The 22,156-nt window shown below is 65.5% G+C and carries 14 protein-coding genes; 6 read left to right on the top strand and 8 right to left on the bottom strand.

The features are described from left to right. Positions 1–6 precede the first annotated feature (6 nt). The 8 genes from OIE68_RS06320 to metH all read right to left on the bottom strand — a co-directional run bounded on the left by OIE68_RS06320 (position 7) and on the right by metH (position 12,145). The gene (locus OIE68_RS06320) at positions 7–288 is read right to left on the bottom strand and encodes a phosphoribosyl-ATP diphosphatase (RefSeq protein WP_327098442.1); all 282 of its coding nucleotides are present in this window, start codon (positions 286–288) and stop codon (positions 7–9) included. Between the two features lie 160 nt (positions 289–448). Beyond that, entirely contained in the window at positions 449–1,774 is a 1,326-nt protein-coding gene (locus OIE68_RS06315; RefSeq protein ID WP_327098441.1) for an RNA-guided endonuclease TnpB family protein, read from the bottom strand. A gap of 202 nt (positions 1,775–1,976) precedes the next feature. Continuing rightward, the gene (locus OIE68_RS06310) at positions 1,977–3,788 is read right to left on the bottom strand and encodes a choline/carnitine O-acyltransferase (protein ID WP_327098440.1); all 1,812 of its coding nucleotides are present in this window, start codon (positions 3,786–3,788) and stop codon (positions 1,977–1,979) included. Beyond that, a complete protein-coding gene (locus OIE68_RS06305; RefSeq protein WP_327098439.1) occupies positions 3,785–4,624 on the bottom strand; it encodes a class I SAM-dependent methyltransferase in 840 nt (279 codons plus the stop codon). The genes OIE68_RS06310 and OIE68_RS06305 overlap by 4 nt, the downstream gene beginning before the upstream one ends. Before the next feature lie 10 nt (positions 4,625–4,634). Beyond that, positions 4,635–5,498: an arpA protein gene (locus tag OIE68_RS06300; RefSeq protein ID WP_327098438.1), complete on the bottom strand. Its 864-nt coding sequence runs from the start codon at positions 5,496–5,498 to the stop codon at positions 4,635–4,637. A gap of 201 nt (positions 5,499–5,699) precedes the next feature. Next, positions 5,700–6,368, bottom strand: coding sequence for an HAD family phosphatase (locus OIE68_RS06295; RefSeq protein WP_327101590.1), 669 nt, complete (start codon positions 6,366–6,368; stop codon positions 5,700–5,702). Positions 6,369–6,467: 99 nt separating this feature from the next. Beyond that, positions 6,468–8,123 carry a serine/threonine-protein kinase gene (locus tag OIE68_RS06290; protein ID WP_327098437.1) on the bottom strand — a complete coding sequence of 552 codons (1,656 nt, stop codon included), beginning with the start codon at positions 8,121–8,123 and terminating at the stop codon, positions 6,468–6,470. Positions 8,124–8,548: 425 nt separating this feature from the next. Continuing rightward, a complete protein-coding gene (gene metH, locus OIE68_RS06285; protein ID WP_327098436.1) occupies positions 8,549–12,145 on the bottom strand; it encodes a methionine synthase in 3,597 nt (1,198 codons plus the stop codon). Positions 12,146–12,281: 136 nt separating this feature from the next. Here metH and OIE68_RS06280 point away from each other — a divergent pair, with 136 nt between their 5' ends. From OIE68_RS06280 to OIE68_RS06255, 6 genes are all read left to right on the top strand, one after another. Next, positions 12,282–13,184 carry a PAC2 family protein gene (locus tag OIE68_RS06280; protein ID WP_051182178.1) on the top strand — a complete coding sequence of 301 codons (903 nt, stop codon included), beginning with the start codon at positions 12,282–12,284 and terminating at the stop codon, positions 13,182–13,184. A 99-nt stretch (positions 13,185–13,283) separates the two neighbouring features. After that, the gene (locus OIE68_RS06275) at positions 13,284–15,890 is read left to right on the top strand and encodes an AMP-binding protein (protein WP_327098435.1); all 2,607 of its coding nucleotides are present in this window, start codon (positions 13,284–13,286) and stop codon (positions 15,888–15,890) included. Between the two features lie 531 nt (positions 15,891–16,421). Then, entirely contained in the window at positions 16,422–17,561 is a 1,140-nt protein-coding gene (locus tag OIE68_RS06270; RefSeq protein ID WP_327098434.1) for an XRE family transcriptional regulator, read from the top strand. Between the two features lie 47 nt (positions 17,562–17,608). Next, positions 17,609–21,550, top strand: a complete 3,942-nt coding sequence (locus OIE68_RS06265) for a CHAT domain-containing protein (RefSeq protein WP_327098433.1) — start codon at positions 17,609–17,611, stop codon at positions 21,548–21,550. A gap of 61 nt (positions 21,551–21,611) precedes the next feature. Continuing rightward, positions 21,612–21,824, top strand: coding sequence for a hypothetical protein (locus OIE68_RS06260; protein ID WP_040691708.1), 213 nt, complete (start codon positions 21,612–21,614; stop codon positions 21,822–21,824). Beyond that, on the top strand, positions 21,814–22,137 hold the full coding sequence (locus OIE68_RS06255) for a type II toxin-antitoxin system PemK/MazF family toxin (protein ID WP_040691710.1): 324 nt from the start codon (positions 21,814–21,816) through the stop codon (positions 22,135–22,137). The genes OIE68_RS06260 and OIE68_RS06255 overlap by 11 nt, the downstream gene beginning before the upstream one ends. The last annotated feature ends 19 nt before the right edge of the window (positions 22,138–22,156 follow it).

Below are 22,156 nucleotides of genomic sequence, written 5' to 3'. Positions count from 1 at the left end.
CCGCCGTCACAGATGTCGGTACACGTCTTCCAGCTTCAGCCCACGGCCCACCATCAGCACCTGGACCCAGTACAGCAGTTGCGAAATCTCCTCGGCGAGCGCATCGTCGCCCTCGTGCTCGGCGGCCAACCAGATCTCGCCGGCCTCCTCGAGCACCTTCTTACCCTGGAAATGCACGCCCGCGTCCAATGCCGCCACGGTCCCGGACCCCTCGGGGCGGGTGACCGCACGATCTTGCAGCTCGGCGAACAGGGTTTCGAAGTTCTTCACGGTGAGCCATTGTTTCACAGCGCGTCTGAGAAACTCCCCGGGGGAAGTCGTCGACGCCGTCCTTCTCGGACGTCCGGTGCTCATCCCGGTGTGGGGTGGCGCCGGTTCCCGCGTCATCCGGGCTGGTTTCACACAACCGGGGTGGATTGTGCCAGAGCCGTCCCGTCGGCGGGCGTTGTCAACCGGGGCTCGTGCTTCGGGCTCCCGGACTCGGGCACAGATCCAGATGCTCGCCCCGAGTAGCAAGATTGATCGCGGCATTGAGATCACGATCGAGTCGTATCCCACAGCCACACGTGAATATGCGGTCGGCCAGCGTCAACCCGACAGTGCGGGCTCCACAACGTGAACACAGCTGGCTAGACGGGAACCAGCGGTCGACTGTGACCACTTCTCCTCCACGCCAACCCTGTTTGTAGCGGAGTTGACGGGCGAACTCGCCCCACCCGGCGTCACCGATCGCACGGGCCAGACTCCGGTTGCGGAGCATGCCCGCGATGTTCAGGTCCTCGATGACCAGCCGGTCGTGGGTCTTGACCAGCCGGTTCGACACCTGATGCAGAAAATGCGCTCGAAGATTACGGATACGATGATGATGCCGCGCCAACCGAGCTGCGGCCTCGCGCCGGTGACGGCTTCCCTTCCGTTTGCGGGTAACCGACCGGGCGAGACGGCGCTGCCGCGCCATCCCGGTTACCAGTGGTTTCGGTTGATCGGTGATCCGGTCTACCTCGATGCCGTCGCTTGTTGCGGCGACCAGGAACGCCGACAATCCCCGATCCACCCCCACCCAGCCGCCGTGGTCACCGCCGTCGCGCACTGGATGCCAGTGCACGGGATGCAAGTCGGTGGCTTCGGTGGTGAGGCTGATCATCCACCGGCCCGCACGATATGACACCGTCACCGATACGATCTTCGCCCGGCCCGCGGCGATCATCCGCCGCAACCGGCGCGTGTCCTCCCGCACCCGCACCGCGCCGATCACCGGCAAAGTTACCGACCGCGGATGATCATCACCGACCCGGATCATGGCCCTCCCACGCGGAGTGCTCTTGTTCCGCAACCGAAACGATGGGACCGTCGAGGTTTTCGATTTGAACTTCGGAAACCCCACCCGGCGTCCGGCACGTTTTCCGATCCGTGAATCCCGCCACGCCACCAATCCTCGTCCGAGATCCACGGCGGCTTCCTCGAACACCTGCTGGCACACCTGATTTCGCCACCCGAGCCCGACCACAACCAGCGATGCCGTCCCCGACGAATCGACCGCAAACATCCGTCCGGCCTGCTCGGTCTTCTTCCACGCGTTGAACCCATTGATCTGATCGAAACCGGTCCACGGCACACGCACATCCTGGTTACGGCGACGACTCTGCAATGCTGCCTTCGTCATAGCCAGGCACTGGTTGAAAGCGAACCGTGCCGCACCAGCATGGCGCGACAGCAGTGATTGCTGCTCGACGGTCGGGTCGAGACAGAACCGGAAACTCGTAAACCTCCCCACCGCAACAGCATCGCACCAGCCACCGACACTGTACGGTCGTTGCCGGTCCCTGCGGTGACAACAACCCTGAAGACCAGAGCAGCACCGCTGAGTTCACGGATGCACTCTCAGCCCCGTGTCCGGAGCTGTTGTTCCGCTCGTAACGCCATGCGTCCCCGTCGACCCGGCAGGACCGGAGCGACGGGGACGCATGGCAGCCGGGTCAGGCCTCGGAGAGGAGGGCCTCCAGGTCCGCTACGGCGGTGCGCAGGTGGTCGGCGAAGGCGTACATCTCGTCGGCGACCGGCTTCGCAGTGGCCAGGTAGATGTTCCAGCGATCCGGCAGCAGGACGTAGGCGATGCCGATGCACTTCTGGCTGGTGGAGCCGAAACCGAAGTACCGGATATTGACCGACGGGGCCGAGCTGGTGCTCAGGTAGTCGTCGCGCATGATCGTCCAGCCGGGACTGGTGTAGAGCGGGATCGGCTCGGTGACGCCGAGTTCGGCGCCACGCCGCCGCTGGATCCACTCGAGTTCCCACAGATGCTGTTCGGGCGCATCTCCCGCCTGACACTGCTTGGCACGTTCGACATGCGCGCTCGCCGCGGTCCGTGCGGCAGCGAGCCGGTCGGCCTGCGCGACCGCCGGATCCTGCATGGCATCGACGAAGGCCACCATTTCCGGTGTCACCACCCGCATGGCCTCGGTGCGACCGTTGCGGTACTGCCTGGTGGCAATGGACTCGTAGGTGGCGCCGGTCAATCCCTTGCTGCGCCGATGCGCCAGCTGATAGCTCAGCTGCGCGAACGCATCCGGTGAAATGCCGAGTTGCTTGGCGCGGGCGGTGCCGAGCTCGAAAGATACTGTCGCGGTGGCGTTCTCGGCCGCATACCGGGAGAACGCCGCTCCAGCCGCCACGACATCGGCGCGCTGCGCCTGATCGAGCACGAATTCGATCGGTTCGACCGACGGCAAACCCTGCGGCTGTGCCCCGGCCCGTTCGGCGTGTTCGGCCGCCGGAGCCTGCAGCAGCGTGTCGACGAAGGACAGGATGGTGGTGCCGTCGAGACCGCAGTGTTCGATATTGATGCCGGCCTGACCATCGGCGAAGACGATGAACGATACCGACTTGTCGAACCAGCGGTTGCCACTGTCACCGTGCAGCAGCTGATCACAGGCATGCAGTTCGTCGCGTGGCGTGAAATCTTCCAGGCACAGGCCGAACAGCGCGGTCTCGATGATGTCCAAAGCCGCGACATTGGCGGGTTCGGCCAGCAATCCCTGCCGACTGACGGCCCATTCGGCCCGCGCCTTGGTGGTCAGATGGCCGACGGCGGTATCGGTGCGGGCCGAGCGTGCCCCCGCCTTGAGCACCGCGCGCAGTCCGTCGGAGAGATCCTCCAGCGAGTAGGGCACACCGTCCGGACCGATCACCTCCATCCGGAACATGCTGCCGTGGAAGAACACCACGATATGCCTGGCAGTCGACGGTCCGGGCCATGCGTCGCTGTAGGGCGCTCGCACGGAATCCTGCGTCTCCCCTGGAATCCGGGTCTCGGAGAACAGGTACTTGTTCTGCCACATCGACAGCTGCTGTCCGCGCTGGGTGACCGGCGGGATGGCCTCGGTATCGAGCGCCAGCTTGTAATCGACCGCGGCCGTGATGATTCCGGCCGCCCGCTCCACCTGCGACGCGCCGGTGGAGGCGGCCAGTGCGGTGTCATCGCGGAACAGGAAGAAGAAGTTGGCGTTCAATGCGATGCGATCGCGACGGCCCAGGTAGCGCGACGGCCAGAACAGATCCAGCCAGCTTCCGACACCGGGGGTGGCATCGTATTCGGCCAGTGCCGCATGGAGCTTTCGGCCCGGACCATCGGGGCGAAGCAGGTCGGCGACCGCGGCTTCGGTGGTGGCGAATTCGTCGGCGGTCAGCAGTGGCGCACACCACTGCAGCAACCGCTCGCCACTGTCCTCCAGCGTCGGCAGGGGCACCCTTGGCAGGTGGTCGTCGGCGGCGAAGGTGCGTTCGGTCAATGCGGGTCCTCGGGGTCGGCGTGTTTCGGTAGCGGTCGCGAGATGTACAGGTTGGCGAGCAGCCAACCTGTACTTTCTTGGCCAACGGTGTCGATTCCGTTGGCGGCCAAGGCATTCAGCACCTTGGTGCGTTCATTATCGGATGCGAACTTGCGTTGTTCGAACACCCCGGGGGCTCGCTCGGTGCGGTAGCCGAGCGCGGCCAGCTCCGCGGCGATCGGTTCGAAACTGAACATGCGTAGTACGAAGTGTGCCATCCACGGCCGGCGACGTGGGTGCGCCGTCGCCACCCGCGCCAACGTCTTCTCGGTGACGTATCCGACGCAACCGGTCGAGATGACGATATCCGCGTCCGCCAGCGTACGGCGTTGCGCTTCGGTCGGATCGGTGGCCTCGAGATCCGCGTGCACCGTGTCGTGCAGGAATCCGGCTTCCTGGGCGTAGGCCAGCGCCGGGCGGGCGGCGTCCATGCCGATGAAGCGCACGCCGGGGAGCTGGTCGCGGGAGTCCAAGCGGACCCGGTCGCGGGCGATGAGTGCGGCCTGGTCGGCGTCGTCCTCGGCGGCGCCGTAGTGTTCGGCGAGTTCGCTCACGGTGGTGTCGAAGCGCAGCAGGGCCGCGTTGACGCCGTAGGAGCAACCGATATCGAGCACGGTCGGGGTGTCCACACGCGCGGAGGCTCGATATTCCCGAATCTGCTGCTGGAAGTACGGTTTCGCCAGTTCTGGTATGCGGTAATCCAATTCGGCCATCCGGGCGTAATAATCGCGCGGATCGGGACGGTCGTAGATATCGTCGAAGGAAGCTTTTCCGGTCGTATGCAACGGCACTGGCATGTCGTCCCTCTCAGTCGAGCAACCGATCGCCACGGACGGCGTCGGCCGCGGCGGCTAGGTGATCGGGCAGCACCCGCCCGAACAATTGGCGGGTACGTTCCACGGTGCCGATGACACCGGGCCGATCGGTATAGGCGAAAATCGCCGAATGCCGTGCGGCGCCGCCCTCGACCGGTGAAACCCGGTGCAGCGAGAAGCGGCCCTGGAACAGTTGCAGATCGCCGGGCCGCAGATCGAGGTGCCGGATCAGCTGCGCACCGGATCCGGTGAGCACATCCCGCACATCGTCGATGTTCTCGGCGTGGGGTGAGCGAATATTGGGGCAGTACTCGAAGATTCCACCGGTCTCGGCGGGCTGGGTCAACATACTGACGGTGAATTCATTGGTGTCGAAATGCCAGGGATGCGACATTCCGGGCGCCACCACATTCAGGCACAGTCCGGCCAAAGGGTCTGCGAATTCGTGCAATTCGGTCAGTTCGAAGCAGTCCGCGACGAATCGTTGGAACACCGTGTTGGCGTAGAGCCGGTGGATCAGGGCCTCGGCGGGGATGCGGTCGCGCGGGACGAAGGCGTTGCCGCGTTCCAGCACGATGCGACCCGGATGGTCTTGCGGCAGTTGGGTATTCAGCGGAATATTGTAGGCGTTGACCCGCTCGACCTCGTAGTGCGCATCCGGGGCCATCGCCTCGCCCTGTGCACGCAAGGTGTCGATCAGCTCCGGACGGATGAACTCCCGCAGTACGGTGCAGCCACTTTCGGCAAGCTCCGCCCGCGCCCGCGCCACCGCTTCCCCCCACGCCGCGCCGGTCGGATCCCCCAGCGGATACCGTGCCGTATCGACGATCTCGTCCAGGACATCCGTCGCTGCCATGGCGTCATTTTGGTAGAGCAATCGGCGACACGCCCGGGATTCGACAAAGTTGCCGGTGACTACGGTCACACCTATCAACTGCGCGCACTTGCGTTGCGGCACAGTAACTCTCACTATGCCGAGGTCTGGAGTGTCGGCTCACAAACGGCGGGACTCGCGATCATGTTCCGTCCCGAAAGCACCCATGGTCGGGTGCGCGGTTCAACCTCTGACGCGTAACGCGTCTTCCAGATCCTGCAGAGTCAATCCCACCAATGACTTACGGAATACCCGCCCCGGCGCCGCCGAAACCGGTATCTCACACGGGATCACGATGACCGCACAGCCCGCTGCACCGGCCGCGGCCGCACCGGTCGGCGAATCCTCCAGTGCCACACAGTCTCGCGGGTGTACGCCGAGCAGTTCGGCGGCGCGCAGATAGATCTCGGGTTCGGGCTTGCCGTGCGCGACTTCGTCACCGCAGACCGAGACGTCGAAGAAATCGCGGCCGAGCGTATCCAATCCGAATTCCGTAAGCGACCGCTTGGTATTGGTGACCAATGCGGTCGCGAGGCCCGCAGTGCGTACCAACGAGAGCGCATCCTTCGCGCCGGGCCGCCATGGGATCGGGCCCGCCATCAATTCGGTCACCCGCCGCTCGATGAATTCACCGGCGGCCCGCACCGCCTCGGGTGTCGCCTCGATACCCAAACCATCGAAAATGAGCCGCAAGGCGTTCGGTCCGGACGCACCGATCAACGCGTGCCGCAGTTCATCGGTCATCTCATGGCCGTGTGCGCGCGCCAGTTCGCGCACAGCGACATCCCACAGCTTCTCCGAATCGAGCAGGGTGCCGTCCATATCCCACAGCACCCCGGCAAGTCGCGCGATCGACTCCGCCTCGCTGGCGCTCGGCTCCGTCGCCGCCGATGCGGCTGCGCCGATGGTTCGCTCGCTTCGCTCCCTCACGTCCCGATTCGTCTCCCTTTCCTATACGCCCGAAGCGGCGATCAGCAATCGCCCGTTGTCCGACACGACCTGGATCCATCGGTTCTCCGATGTGGTCGAGCCGTTCTTCAGGCTATAGGTAAGCGAAACGATCGCCCGGTTCTCACCGTTCGGTGTGACGCCGCCCACGCTCACCGAACGAACGGTGGACCAGAACTGTGAGTAGGAGCCGAAGCCGCCGGTCTGGGCCTGGTACGACGGCGTCAGCTGAGACCATCCGCCCTGCACATTGCCCGGCAGCGTCCCGTAGTAGCCGTAGACGAATTGCGAGATCCGATCCGGGGTGGCCGGACCGAACGGGGTGGTGGTGACGGTCGTCGGTGGTGCGGTGGTCGACGGCTTGGCCGACGGGCTCGGCGTCACCGTGGTGCTCGGCTGGGTGGTCGGCGCCACCGTGGTCGTCGGCGCCTGCGGCTCGGGCTGACCCGGCTCGATCGCGATCGGGGACTGCGGTCCGGTCTCCGAACTGCTGGTCGCGGGTGTCGGCGTCGTCGAGCCGACAGCCGCACCGCCCTTGTCGTCGTTGTTCAGTGACGACACGACGACCGCGACCAGCACCAGCACCGCGACTGCGGCAGCCGCGGCCACAGCGATCAGTCGGCCACGACTCTGCTCACCGTCGCCGCCACCGCCGGGCAGGGTGCCGCCGGACTTCGGCGGTGCGACGGTGACGGCGGGTGCGGCGGGACCCGCCGCGAGCGGAACGACCTGCGTCGCATCCTCCGCCGCGGCGCCCGACTGGTTCAGGACGGTGGTCGCATCCGCGCCGGGCGCGGGCAGCACCTTGGTCACCGTTGGTGTGGTCACCAGCGCCGGAGTCCGGCCCGCCGCAACGGCTTCCAGCGCCTCCTTGGCTTCGCGCATATTCGGGCGGCCGTCGATCGAGGCGGCCAGCAGGCGCATCAGCACCGGCCCGAGTTCCCCGGCGTGCCGTGGCGGCGGAATCTGTGCCCGCGCTGCGGCGTGCAGGACCGCGAGGGCGTTATCACCCTCACCGAAGGGCGGACTGCCCTCGACCGCCGCATACAGCGTGGAGCCGAGTGCGAAGACATCCGAGGCCGGTTCCGGATTCTCGCCGCGCGCCACCTCCGGCGCGAGGTAAGCGGGGGTGCCCGCCAGGAATCCGGTCGCGGTCACCGTCACGTCGCCGACGGCGCGGGAGATGCCGAAGTCGGTGATCTTCACCGTGCCGTCGTCACCGACGAGCAGGTTCGCCGGTTTCACATCCCGGTGCATGATGCCGGCATCGTGTGCGGCAGCCAGCGCGCCCGCGGCCTGGGCCCCGATGCGGGCCACCTCGGTCGGTGCGAGGGTCCGCTTGCCCGCCAGTTTCGCGGCCAGGCTCGGCGCGTTCATGTACTCCATGACCAGCCAGGGCTGACCGTCCTCCTCGGCGACATCGAAGACGGTGATCGCGTTGGGATGGTGTAGTCGCGCAGCGATGCGGCCCTCCCGCATGGCCCGCAGCTTGGCCTCCAAGGCCTGGGACCGGGACAGACCGGGCGCGAGCAGCAGCTGCTTCACGGCCACAGTGCGGCGCAGCCGGACGTCGGTGGCCCGCCACACCACACCCATGGCACCGGTGCCGATCGGATCCGTCAGCCGATACCGTCCAGCGATCAACCGGTCCGCCGTCATGGTGTTGTGCCCCTCCTGCTTGCCCGCCGAGCCAATTCCGCACTCCGCGCGTAAGCGGAAATCTTCGAAAATGCTACGCGCCGAAGTCCTTTGCACCCGAATTGCCGCAGGACGTTCACATCCGCCGACTGCCCCGGATGCAGTTGCAACAGTTCCGACTTTGTCATACCCGACCGACATCTATCCACCGACGCGCGAACCCGGAGGCGATACCCCAGGTCAGAGGCGCGTGGCCGATCGGATACGCCCGCGCGTCGCAAGCCCTCGTGTCGTCGGCGTCCACATTCGATCTCACATATCACGAGGTAATCAAGGCCATCACCGCACCGGAAACGCACCTATCGTACCGATTCCGATGCGGTGAGAATCACAATGTCCGGACGGGTCGGATAACGAATCCCGCCCGGAAACAGACTGGTCGGCGCTTACGTGTTGAAGTACTTGGCTTCCGGATGCAGCAACACGAACGCATCGGTCGACTGTTCCGGATGCAGTTGCAACTCCTCCGACAGTACGACGCCGATGCGGTCCGCCTCGAGCAGGTCGACCAATTTCGCCCGATCCTCCAGTTCCGGGCAGGCGCCGTAACCGAAGGAGTAGCGGGCGCCGCGGTAGCCGAGTTTGAAGTACTCCTGCACATCCGAGGGGTCGGAGTCGGCGATCGAATGCCCTTCCAGCACCAGCTCTTCGCGGACGCGGCGGTGCCAGTATTCGGCGAGCGCCTCGGTGAGCTGGACACCGATGCCGTGCACCTCGAGGTAGTCGCGGTAGTTGTCCGCCGCGAACAACTCATTGGCGAAGTCTGCGATCGGCTGTCCCATGGTGACCAATTGGAACGGCAGCACATCGACCTGACCGGTTTCGCGGGCGCGTTCGCGCGAGCGGATGAAGTCGGCGATGCACAGGAACCGGTCGCGCTGCTGGCGCGGGAAGGTGAACCGGTAGCGTTGCGGCGCATCGGGATTCGGCTCGGTCAGCACGATGACGTCATCGCCCTCGGAGACCGCGGGAAAGTACCCGTAGACCAGGGCCGCATGTTGCAGTACGCCTTCGGTGGACAGCCGGTCCAGCCAGTACCGCAGCCGCGGCCGCCCCTCGGTCTCCACCAACTCCTCGTAGCTCGGGCCCTCGCCGCCGCGCTGACCGCGCAGACCCCACTGGCCGAGGAATAGCGCGCGCTCGTCGAGTAGTCCCGAATACTCGTGCAGCGAAACGCCTTTTACCACTCGGGTGTCCCAGAACGGCGGCACCGCGACCGGCAGGTCCGCGGCGACATCGGAGCGCGCGGGCACCTCGATCGGCACCTCGGCCGCCTTGCGCTGTTCCGCGATCCGTTTGGAACGCTCGTGCCGCGCCTTGCGCTCGACCGCCTTCTCGCGTTCCGCGATCGCCTCCGGGCTGTCCGGATCGATGCCGCCGCCGCGCTTGCGGGTCATGATGTCGTCCATCAGCCGCAGGCCCTCGAAGGCGTCGCGGGCATAGTGCACATCGCCGCGGTAGACCTCGGTGAGATCGTTCTCGACGTAGGCGCGGGTCAGCGCCGCACCGCCGAGCAGCACGGGGAACTGGTCGGCGACGCCCTTGGCGTTGAGTTCCTCCAGATTCTCCTTCATCACCACGGTCGACTTCACCAGCAGACCGGACATGCCGATCACATCGGCCTTCTTGTCGACGGCAGCGTCGAGAATGGTCGCGATCGGCTGCTTGATGCCGAGGTTGACGACCTCGTAGCCGTTATTGGACAGGATGATGTCGACGAGATTCTTACCGATATCGTGCACGTCGCCCTTGACGGTGGCCAGCACGATGCGGCCCTTACCGCTGTCGTCGGTGGCCTCCATATGCGGCTCGAGGTAGGCGACCGCCGTCTTCATCACCTCGGCCGACTGCAGCACGAACGGCAGCTGCATCTGGCCGGAGCCGAACAGCTCACCGACCGTCTTCATGCCCGACAGCAGCGTCTCATTGATGATCCGCAGCGGCGGCACCTCGGTCATGGCGGCATCGAGATCGGCCTCCATCCCGGCCTTCTCACCGTCGACGATCCGGCGTTCGAGCCGCTCGAACAGCGGTAGCGCCGCCAACTCCTCCGCGCGCGAGGCCCGCGACGACGAGGCCGACACACCCTCGAACAGCGACATGAGCTTCTGCAGCGGGTCGTAATCGTCACGACGGCGGTCGTAGACCAGGTCCAGTGCGATCTCGCGCTGTTCCTCCGGAATGCGGGCGATCGGCAGGATCTTGGAGGCGTGCACGATGGCCGAATCCAGTCCGGCCTGCACGCATTCGTGCATGAATACCGAATTCAGCACCTGGCGCGCCGCGGGATTGAGGCCGAAGGAGATATTCGACAGACCGAGGGTGGTTTGTACCTCGGGATGCTTCTGCTTGAGCAGGCGGATGGCCTCGATGGTTTCGACGCCGTCGCGCCGCGACTCCTCCTGGCCGGTGCCCAGGGTGAAGGTCAGCGTGTCGATGATGATGTCGCTTTCGCGCAGACCCCAGTTGCCGGTGATATCGGCAATGAGCCGCTCGGCGATCTCCACCTTCTTCTCGGCCGTGCGGGCCTGGCCCACCTCATCGATGGTCAGCGCGACCACCGCGGCGCCGTGTTCGGCGACCAGCTTCATCGTCTGCTGGAACCGGGAGTCCGGACCGTCACCGTCCTCGTAGTTCACCGAGTTGACGGCGCAGCGACCACCGAGATGTTCCAGGCCGGCCTGCAGGACCGGGGTTTCGGTGGAGTCGAGCATGATCGGCAGGGTCGAGGCCGTCGCCAGTCGCGACGCCAGCGCCGACATATCCGTGGTGCCGTCGCGTCCGACGTAGTCGACGCACAGGTCGAGCATATGCGCGCCGTCGCGGGTCTGATCCTTGGCGATATCGAGGCATTTCTGCCAGTCCTCGGCGAGCATGGCCTCGCGGAATGCCTTGGAGCCGTTGGCATTCGTGCGCTCGCCGATCATCAGGACGGAGGCATCCTGTTCGAACGGCACCGCGGTGTACATGCTCGATACGCTCGGCTCGTGTACCGGTTCGCGGCGCGCCTCCAGCGGAGGCAGCGTCGGTTCCACCTCGCGGACCGCCGCTGTGACCTGACGAATATGTTCCGGCGTCGTACCGCAGCAGCCGCCGACCAGTGCGAGCCCGAATTCGGATACGAAGCCGCGCAACGCGATTGCCAGCTCTTCAGGGGTCAGCGGGTACTCCGCGCCGTTCGCGCCGAGCACCGGCAGACCGGCATTCGGCATGACCGACACCGGAACCGTCGCATGCCGGGACAGATGGCGCAGATGTTCGCTCATCTCGGCCGGCCCGGTGGCGCAGTTCAATCCGATCATGTCGATACCGAGCGGCTCCAGCGCGGTGAGCGCCGCGCCGATCTCACTGCCGACCAGCATCGTGCCGGTGGTCTCCACCGTGACGTGGGTGATGATCGGAATCCGCCGTCCGAGCGCGACCATCGCGCGCTGACTTCCGGTCACCGCTGCCTTGACCTGCAGCAGGTCCTGGCAGGTCTCGATCAGGATGGCGTCCGCACCGGCCTCGAGCATGCCGAGCGCGGCCTCGGTGTAAGCATCGCGCAGCGCGGTGAAGGGCGCATGACCCAGTGTCGGCAGTTTGGTGCCCGGTCCCATCGACCCCAGCACGTACCGCGGGGTACCGTCTGCGCTGGGGCCCATCTCGTCGGCGACCTCGCGAGCCAGGCGGGTGCCGCGTTCGGACAGATCGCGAATCCGGTCGGCGATGTCGTAGTCGGCGAGATTCGGCAGATTGCAGCCGAAGGTATTGGTCTCGACCGCATCCGCACCGGCCTCGAAGTACGCGCGATGGATATTGCGCAGTACATCCGGGCGGGTGTCGTTGAGGATTTCGTTGCAGCCCTCCAGACCACGGAAGTCGTCCAGGGTCAGATCTGCCGCCTGCAACATCGTGCCCATCGCACCGTCGCCGATCACAACACGCCGCCGGAGCGTGTCGAGAAGGGTGGTATCGAAGGCGACTGGGCTGGACTCAGACATGTGATCAAGCGTAGTGGGCCGCTACGACATGCCGAACCACCGTACCGGTGTCGGGCGCCACACCTGCCCAGACAGATGAACCGACGGTGCCGCGCCGACTGCGCAAATTCAACGCCGCGTGCTCACACGCCGTAGGCTGACCGGGGTGAACTCCAGTGAATCTCCGGTATCACCCGAGCCGGAACTGCCGACTTTGCGGGATCCTGTGCTGGTCGCCGCCTTCGAAGGCTGGAACGACGCGGGTGATGCGGCAAGTGGTGCCGTCGAGCATCTGGAACTGATCTGGGATGCCGAGCCGCTGGCCGAACTCGACTCCGAGGACTATTACGACTACCAGGTCAATCGGCCGACGGTGCGTCAGGTCGACGGCGTGACCAGGGAAATCCAGTGGCCCTCCACTATGCTCTCGGTCTGCTCGCCGCCCGGCAGCGATCGCGATGTGGTGCTGTTGCGCGGTATCGAACCCAATATGCGCTGGCGCAGCTTCTGCGCGGATCTGCTCGAGTTCATCGAACAACTCGGCGTGCAGACCGTCGTCATACTCGGCGCGCTGCTCGCCGACACCCCGCACACCCGCCCGGTACCGGTGACTGGGTCGGCATATAGCAAGGAAGCCGCCGAGCGGTTCAGCCTGGAGCAGACCCGCTACGAGGGACCGACCGGTATCACCGGCGTACTGCAGGATCAGTGTGTGAAGGCGGGCGTACCCGCCGTCTCGTTCTGGGCGGCCGTGCCGCATTATGTCTCGCAACCGCCGAATCCGAAGGCGACCATCGCGCTGCTGCACCGCGTCGAGGATGTACTCGATATCGAGGTGCCACTCGGCGAGCTGCCCAAACAGGCCGAGGACTGGGAGACCGCCGTCAACGAGATGACCGTCGGCGACGACGAGATCAGCGAGTACGTGCGCTCGCTCGAGGAACGCGGCGACGCGGCCGTCGATCTCAACGACGCGATGGCCAAGATCGATGGCGACGCGATCGCGGCCGAATTCGAAAAGTACCTGCGCAGGCGGGGTCCGGGCAGCTTCGGGCTGTAATCGGTTCGCGCTGTTGCGGTCCGGGTTCGGACAATTCACCGAAAGTTCGCCACGGGGCCACGCGTAGGTACGGAAAGGCTTGCCATCTAGACTTCCCGGGTGACTATTCACCGGATCGTCGCGCACCTTCGCAATTTCGACGACCGGATCGCCGTCCTCTGCTCTCGATCTCCATCGGCGGCCGTCACAGCAGCGGAATCGGTGCCGGATGGTTTGGAGCGGATCACCTATGCGCAGCTGGCGGCACGTGTCGAGGAATACGCGCGGCAGCTCGGAGCGAACCGGCGCCTCGTCGCGCTCGCAGCGCGAAACGATATCGACTCGCTCGTCGCGTATCTCGGCGCGCTGAGCGCGGGCTGCGTCGTTCTGCTCACCGCGGAGATCACCAGTGAATTGCTGGATACCTACGATCCCGATGTCGTGATCGATGCGGGCCCGCCTGATATCCGGCGGGCCCGCTCCGCGCATCGCCTGCATCCGGAGTTGGCGCTGCTGCTGAGTACGTCGGGCTCGACCGGTTCACCGAAGCTGGTGCGATTGTCCGCGGCCAATCTGATGTCGAATGCGGACGCCATTGCGGAATATCTGGCCATCGACGCCGACGATCGCGCCGCGACAACCCTGCCGATGTTCTATTGCTATGGACTGTCGGTGGTGCACAGCCATCTGCTGCGCGGCGCGAGCCTGCTGCTCACCGACCGATCGGTTCTCGACGACGAATTCTGGGTCCAGTTCCGTCGCTACGGCGCAACATCTTTCGCGGCGGTGCCGTACACGATCGATCTGCTCGACCGCGTCGGCTTCGCCGAGATGATACTGCCGAGCCTGCGCTACATCACCCAGGCTGGCGGCCGCCTGGCACCCGAACGGGTCCGCGCCTACGCCCGGCTCGGCAAGCGGGCGGGCTGGGACTTCGTCGTCATGTACGGCCAGACCGAGGCGACCGCGCGAATGGCCTATCTGCCACCGGAATTGGCCGCCGAACATCCGGACTGCATCGGCAAGCCGATTCCCGGCGGCCGATTCACCCTGGAGCCCGTGCCGGATACCGACGACGAGGAGCTGGTCTATCACGGGCCCAATGTGATGCTCGGCTACGCCGACGGCCCACGCGATCTCGCCCGCGGCCGCACGGTCGAATCGCTGCACACCGGCGATCTGGCCCGGTGCACACCCGAGGGCCTGTACCAGGTGGTCGGCAGGCACAGCCGGTTCGCCAAGATCTTCGGCCTGCGCATCGATCTGCAACGGCTCGAATCCGGTTTGGCCGCAGCTGGTTTCACGGCGTGCTGCGCCGATGATGCCGACCAGCTGGTCGTCGCCGCGGAATCTCCGGCGGAATCGCTCGCTGCGACCGCCGCCGAACTGTCCGGTCTGCCCGCCGCGGCGATTCGCGCCTGCGCGGTCGAGGAAATACCGCGCCTGCCCAATGACAAGCCCGACTATCCGGCGATCCGCCGACTCGCCGCACCCGAATCCGAGCAGCCGCCACGTGATATCCGTGCGCTCTATGCCATTGCCCTCGGCATCGATCCGGCCCGGATCCGGCCCGACAGCACCTTCGTCGATCTCGGCGGCAACTCGCTGACTTACATCACCACCTCGACCCGCCTCGAGCGCGCACTCGGGCGACTGCCCGCGAACTGGCCGGACCTGACCGTCGCCGAACTCGAGCGAGTTCCAGACGGCCACCGGACATTCGGTCGCACAGTGGACACCCCGACCTTGTTGCGTGCCGCCGGGATCGTCCTGATCGCTGGCTCGCATATCGGCATGTTCGTGCTCTGGGGCGCCGCACATATCCTGCTCGGTGTCGCCGGATTCAACTTCGCCCGCTTCGCGGTCACCATGACTCCGCGCGCCGAACGGCTGCGGCACGCGCTGCACACGGTGGCGCTCATCGCGATTCCGACCGCCGCCTGGGTGGCGCTGACATTGCTGTTCACCGACTATTACAGCTGGCAGAATGTATTGCTGCTCAACAAGATTCTCGGACCGCGCGCCAGCGACACCGCCGGGCACCTGTGGTTCATCGAGGTGCTTGTGCTGTTCATGGTCGTGTCCGCGCTGTTGGTGCGGGTGCCGTTCATCGATGCCGTGCAGCGGCGCGAGCCGTTCTGGTTCGCCATGGGGCTGGTCGGGCTCACTATGGCGTTCCGGCTCTGGTCGTTCGGGCTCTACCCGGCCAAGGATGTGCCGTTCTCGCCGCTGGCCTGCTGGTTCTTCGCTCTCGGCTGGGCGGCCGCGAAGGCTACGGCGATCTGGCAACGGCTGCTCGTGAGCGTGGTGCTGCTGATCTCGGTGCCCGGCTACTTCGGCGTTCCCGATCGGGAGCGGCTGGTGATGTCCGGGCTGCTGTTGTTGATCTGGCTGCCCGCGGTCCGCGTGCCAGCGCTGGTGGCTGGGGTCGCCGCGCTGCTGGCCGACAGCTCGTTATTCGTCTATCTGCTGCACTGGCAGGTCTATCCGCCATTCGGGCAACACCATGTCGCGGCGCTGCTCGCATCTCTCGCAGCCGGTGCGGTCGCGACCTGGCTGGTGGCGAACCTGCGACGCAGGTCAGTCCTGGTGCACAGCTTCTTCGCCAAGAGCTTCGTCTCGAAGCGCGCAGCTCTCGATGGTCCACACCTGCGCCGCCGCGTCCTGGGCCAGCTTCGCGAGCAGAATGTCTCGCGGAATCGTCTGGCCGGCAAAGTGATCGAGTGACGGCACCACCACGTGATGCGCGTCCGCCCGCTTGAGCTCCTGGGTCAGCTCGGCGAATGCCGTGCCGTCACCGGAAGTCGATTCATGGAATGTTGCGGCGAAGCAGAGCCCTTCCTCGCGGGCGAGGCTGCTCATCGCGTCCTCGAGCTCTGCACTGTGGCCATCGGCCAGATCGTCACGCAAGTATCCATAGATCAACGCTTCCACCCGAACCTCCGTTGGATTGGGGATCTCGCTGTTCTCTTATGTGGATCACCCCCGTCGCCGAGGGGTACTGCGTACTTGTAAGAGCAGATGTTCTTACATCTGGAGCGTGGCAAATCTTCCGCGCCCATATCCATCATGTAGGACGCAAAACTGCGAGTGCAGGTGTCAACCCAGTGACATCTGTATGCCCTATCCGGGCCACTGAGCGTTAACTGATGCGATACTACAGACGTGGCCGCTGGAGACGATCGACCCGTCTGGGCTGTCCGAATGCGCTCCGAACGTGATGCGCGGGGGTGGTCACAAGCCGACGCCGTCCGTGTGATGCGCGCGAAGTCTTCGCACAACCTGCCGACGGACAGTACCCTGCTGCGTAACTGGCGACGCTGGGAGTCGGGCGAGTCGCGTCCGGACGATTTCTATGCCCCTATCATCGCGGCCGCATTCGATACGGTGACAGCCGCGTTCTTCCCGAAAAATCGTCCCAATCGCGACGATGAACTGCTCTCGGCAACCGGGATGGACACCCTCGAATTCATTGGCAGGCTACGGATGTCCGACGTCTCCACGGCCACACTCGATGCCATCCGCATCACCGCGGAGCGGCTGTGCTGCGAATATCCGTTCGCCGATCCGCACGATCTGCATACCGAGGGCACATCCTGGTTGCGCCGCATCACGTCGCTGCTGGACGGCCGGCTGACTCTGGCGCAGCATCGCGAAATTCTCGTACTGGCCGGTTGGGTCGCACTGCTGGTCGGTTGCGTGGACTACGACCTCGGTCGGCGCACCACCGCGGAAGCCACTCGCCGCGCGGCCTATTCGCTCGGCCAGGAAGCCGAGAATGCCGAGATCACCGGCTGGAGTTCGGAAATGGCGGCCTGGTTCGCACTGACCCAGGGCAACTATCGGGGTGCGATCGAGGCGGTCGACCCGGCGTTGACAACCAGCGGCAAACTCGGCGTCGGTGTCCAGTTATGCGCACAACGTGCGAAGGCCTGGGCCCGCCTGGGTGATCGGCGCGAGGTGGAGGCATCGCTGAACCAGGGGCGAGCTATTCTCGAGCGACTCGACCATCCGACCAATCTGGACAACCATTTCGTGGTCGATCCGCAGAAGTTCGACTTCTACGCCATGGACTGCAGCCGGGTCGCGGGTGAGGATCCGCTCGCGGAATCCTATGCGCGCGAGGTCATCCGCCACTCGACCCGCGCCGACGGCACGATACGCAATCCGATGCGGGTGTCGGAGGCACATCTGACCCTCGCGGTGGTCGCAGTGCGCGACCGCGATCTGGAGCTCGCGCTGGACGAGGGTATGCGGGCCTTCGCGGGCAAGCGGCGGTCACTGCCATCGCTGATGTGGATCGCGGGCGAGGCGGCGCGCGAAATCATCGAGCGCTATCCGGGCGATCCACGCACCCGGGTGTATCTGGATCAGTTGCGGACCTTGTCCTGCGAGTGATCATTTCGGCGTAAGTTTGACTCATCGCCAGCGGTAAGGGGTGGGCGATGAATCGGGTTCGCGTCATTGTGCGTCGCGATGCGAACGAATCGCTACGCACCACAGTGTTCGAGGCGGGTGCGCCCATCGGTGAACGGGTAGCGCCACTGCCTGATCTGGTGGCGTGCGCGTGGGACGTGGTGGGCGGTCAACCGGAAACGGTGCGTCGAGCGGTCGTCCAGATCGGTACCGCACTGCGTGACGCACTGTTCGAGCCACACACGACGTGGCAGCTGACGCGACTCGTCGACGGCTCCGATACCGAGGTCGTCTTCGATGTCGACGACGATACGATGCTGCTCCCCTACGAGATGCTGGTACTCGCCGACGATATGCCCCTGGCCATGCGGCCGACCGTAGCCGTCTCCCGCAGGCATTCGGGTGCCGGGCAGCCCACCCCCGTGCTGACACCGGGACCGTTGAAAGTCCTGGCCGCGGTCGCCGCGCCGACCGAGACCCGCACGGCCAATGTGGCATTGGATGTGGAAGCCGAGATGCAGGCGATCCTCGACGCGGTCTCACAGGTGCCGACCGCGGATGGGGGCGGCGTGCGCATTCTGGAAGTCGCTTCGCTACAACAGATCACCGCGGCACTGCGGGCCGAGGAGTTCCACGTGCTGCATCTGAGCGCGCACGGGTCGGCGACGATTCTGGAATTGGAGGATGAGGACGGCGATCCGGATGTGGTCGAGGCCGCGGATCTCATTGCCGCGCTGCGTGCTTCGGAGCGGGCACTGCCGCTGGTGGTGTTGTCGAGTTGCGGCGGTGTCGACGGTGGGCCTGCCGGGTTGGCACGCACGCTGATCAGCGGGGGTGTCGAACGAGTGCTCGTCATGCAGACGCGGGTGTCGGACCGGTATGCCACGCTGTTGGCGAAATCGTTCTACGCCATGCTGTCCGCGCATCCGGCCGGGTCGGTCGCCTTCGCATTGGGGCAGGCGCGCCAGGCCCTCGAGCAGGAGCGCCTCGCCGACGGAGCAACGGTTGCGCCCGAATGGTTCGTGCCGACGCTGCTCACCGGCGTCGCTGACCGACCGCTCTGGCATCCGACGGCGCCGTCACGGCCGCTCGGGCGCCGGACGCAAGCGCCGAGCGGTGCGACGGTGCGTGAGTTGCCGGTCGGATATCTGATCGGTCGTCGTGGGCCGGTGCGCGATATCGTCCGGACGCTCGATTCGTCGCGTGGGCGTCCGGGTGTGGTGATCACCGGGATGGGCGGACTCGGGAAGACGGCGGTGGCCGGTCGCGTGGCCGCGCGCATGCGCGAGCGCGGTTGGCATATCGCCGAACATGTGGGGCAATGGAATCCGTCCGCATTGTGCGACGCAGTCCACGCGGCGATCGAGGATGATCCGGCATTGCGCACGGTGTCCGATGCGCTCGCCCGCGACAGCGGGGAGCAGGCACTGAAGCATGTCCATCAGTTGTTGGCGGGGAGCCGAGTGTTATTGCTGTTCGATGATTTCGAGCAGAATCTGACCCGACCGGGCGGTGCCGAATTCCTCGATCCCGGTTTCGCCGAACAGTTTTCACAGTTGTGCCGGATTGCCGGGACAGGCCGATTGCTGGTCACCTGTCGCTATCCGGTTCCCGGCGATCTCACCGAGGTCGGCCTGACTCCGCTGAGCCCCGCGGAGTTGAAGCGAATGTTCCTGCGGCTGCCACAGATCAGCGGTTTGCGCGTGGACGAGCAGCGGCTGGTCGCGCGGACGATCGGTGGACACCCGCGGCTCATCGAATTCGTCGACGCGTTATTGCGTGGTGGCGATGGCACATTGCGGCCGGTCGGTGAACGGTTACGCCGATTTGCCGACGAACACGCCGTCGATCTCGCCCAGGACCGGACGCTGTCGGAAAGCCTCGACACCGCGGTGGTGCTCGGCACCCGCGACATCCTCGTCGACGCGCTGCTCGACCTACTCGATGCATCCGAACGCGAACTGCTGCTACAGATCTCGCTCTCGCGGACGCCGCTGCGCGATCTGGATATCTCCCATGCCCGCTTCGGTGCCGACGCGACGCGAGACCAGCGCCGCGAAGTGCTGGCGGCCATCGATACGTTGCTCAGGTTGACGCTGTTGACCACCTACGACGACCGATATCTCGTGCACCCGTGGGTCGCCCAAGCCCTCGATGCCCACCAGGGCACTGATCGTATTCGCCGTCACAACCGAGCCCACGGGATGCGGATGGCCCGAATCTCGGCCGGCTTCCGGGACTTCGACGACTACAGCGAGGCGTGCGGACATCTCCTCACCGCGGGTCGTTACGCGGAACTCACCGAACTCGCCATCCCCTTCTGCCGCGAGTTGGACCAATTGCAGGTCGCCGCCCTGCTCGGCGAGATCATGCCCACACTGCCGACCGGAACTCCCGGCTATCTCGAGCTCGGCGAGCGCGAGGTGCGCGCACTGCGCCGGACCGGGAACCTCGGTGCCGCAACCGATCGCCAGTATGCGCTGGTCGAGGTGCTGCGAGCCCGGGTCCAATCGGCCGCGGGTAGTGCCGATGCCCGACGCGCGCTGGTCATCGGGCTGGACACCCTCGGTGAACTCGCCATGCTGGCCGGAAATCTCGGCACGGCGCGCGAGCACTACAGCCGATCCCTGCGCACCGCAAGGCATCTCACGAATACCGACCCGCACAACGTCGATATGCAACAGGTCCTCAGCCGCGCACTGGAGAGCCTCGGCGATATCGCCGTGCGCACCGGCGATCTCACAGCGGCCCTCGCCCACCACACCGAGGCACTGGCCATCCGACGCTCCCTCGCCGATAACGCCCCCACCCGCGTGGACTTGCGTCGCGACCTCGCCAACGCCTGCACCCGGCTCGGCGACTTGGCAGTGCTGACCGCCGATCTCGACGGCGCACATTACCTCTACACCGAATCGCTCACGATGCACGGCGGTCTCATCGAATCCGGCCCAGACGCCGCCGAATCCCGGCGTGGCCTGGCCATCGCGCACGGCAAACTCGGTGATCTCGCCATGCGCGCGGGGCACGGCGAGACCGCGAGCAGGCATTACTTCGAAAAGCTGCGCATCAGTGCCGAACTTTCGCTGGCCGATCCGGGCGATACCGAGATCACCCGCGATGTCGCCATTGCCATGCAGCAGATCGGCGACACCTCATTGCTCTACGAAACGCCCGAGGAAGCGTTCACCTTCTTCACCGAATCCCTCGCCATCCACCGCGAACTCGCCGAGAAGGATCCCGGCAATGCCGAGTACCGACGCGACCTCGCCATCGCACTCAACCGATCCGGTGATGTGGCGCTGCGACTCGGCGAACTCACCACGGCCTCGATCCACTACGCCCAATCCCTGGCCATCCACCGCGGATTCGCCGACGCCGACCCGGGCAATGCCCGAAATCAGCGCGACCTCAGCATCTCCCATGACAAACTCGGCGACTTGGCCATCCACACCGGCGATTATCTGGCCGCCGACCACCACTACACCCAATCCCTCACCCTCGCAAAACAACTCGCGGCCGCCGACCCGACCAATACCGAAAAGCAGCGCGACCTGAGCATCTCCCATCACCAACTCGCCAGGGTCGCCGCCGCGACCGGCGCCTTCCCCCTCGCCTTCCGCCACAACACCGAGGCACTCACCATCGCCCGCCGCTTGGCCACCGCCGACCCGGAGAATCTGCAACTGCACCGCGATGTCGGTCTGATCCTCTGGGCGATCGGGGATGCCGCCGAACGCGAACACGACTACGACGCCGCCGTCGAGGTCTACCGCGAGGCCCTCGCGATCGCCCAGGACGTCCTCGAAACCGATCCGTCCAGCCCCCGCGCCCTCCGCGATTTGGAATTCGCCTTGACCAACCTGGGTCGCGTGGTCGAGATCGTCGACCCGAACCCACTCGGGTCGACCCGCATCGACGCCCTGCTGGAACAGGGGAAGACATTCCTCCGGCGCCTCCTGCCGCCGCCGTAATTCCGCAGGTAGTGCCCATCTCTGTACCACTATGTGTGGTGTCCGCTGTAAAGTCTGCTGTATGACGGTGCGCCTGAATATCTCGATGGACGACGATCTCGCGGCCCGTCTCCGTGCGGCATCCGACGATAAGTTGAGCGACTACATCTCCAAGGCCGTGCGCAGGCAGTTGCTCGAGGATGAACTCAGGGCATTGCCGGACAGCACCGGGACCGAATGGGTGAAGGATGCCGAGCAGACCGCCGAACAAGTATTGTTCGGCCGTGCCAGCTGAACCCACGCACCAAGGCCAGATTTGGAATCTCGTCAGCCGGATCTCCGGGCGTCGCGCGACGGTGGTGATCGTGGATTCCGATGTGGTGATTCGGCAGCGGCCGATGTTGGTCGCCGCGCCGGTGCGCGAGGCTCGCGAAGTTCCGTCGCGACATCAATTGCTCACCGTCGCAATGCCGGAGAGTTCGCAGGTGATCGCGCTGTACGACATCGCCATCGTGCCGAAGGACAGTCTCACCGAGCAGGTCGGTGACCTCACCTCGGAGGTGCTCGAGCAGGTCAAGATCGGGCTGCGGGCCCGATTCGACCTGTGAGTCATCGGGTGGCGAACAG

Origin of the sequence: Nocardia vinacea (genome assembly GCF_035920345.1) — a bacterium.
Classification (GTDB): domain Bacteria; phylum Actinomycetota; class Actinomycetes; order Mycobacteriales; family Mycobacteriaceae; genus Nocardia; species Nocardia vinacea_A.
The sequence above is the reverse complement of the archived record's forward strand: the minus strand, read 5'-3'. Positions and strand labels throughout refer to the sequence as shown.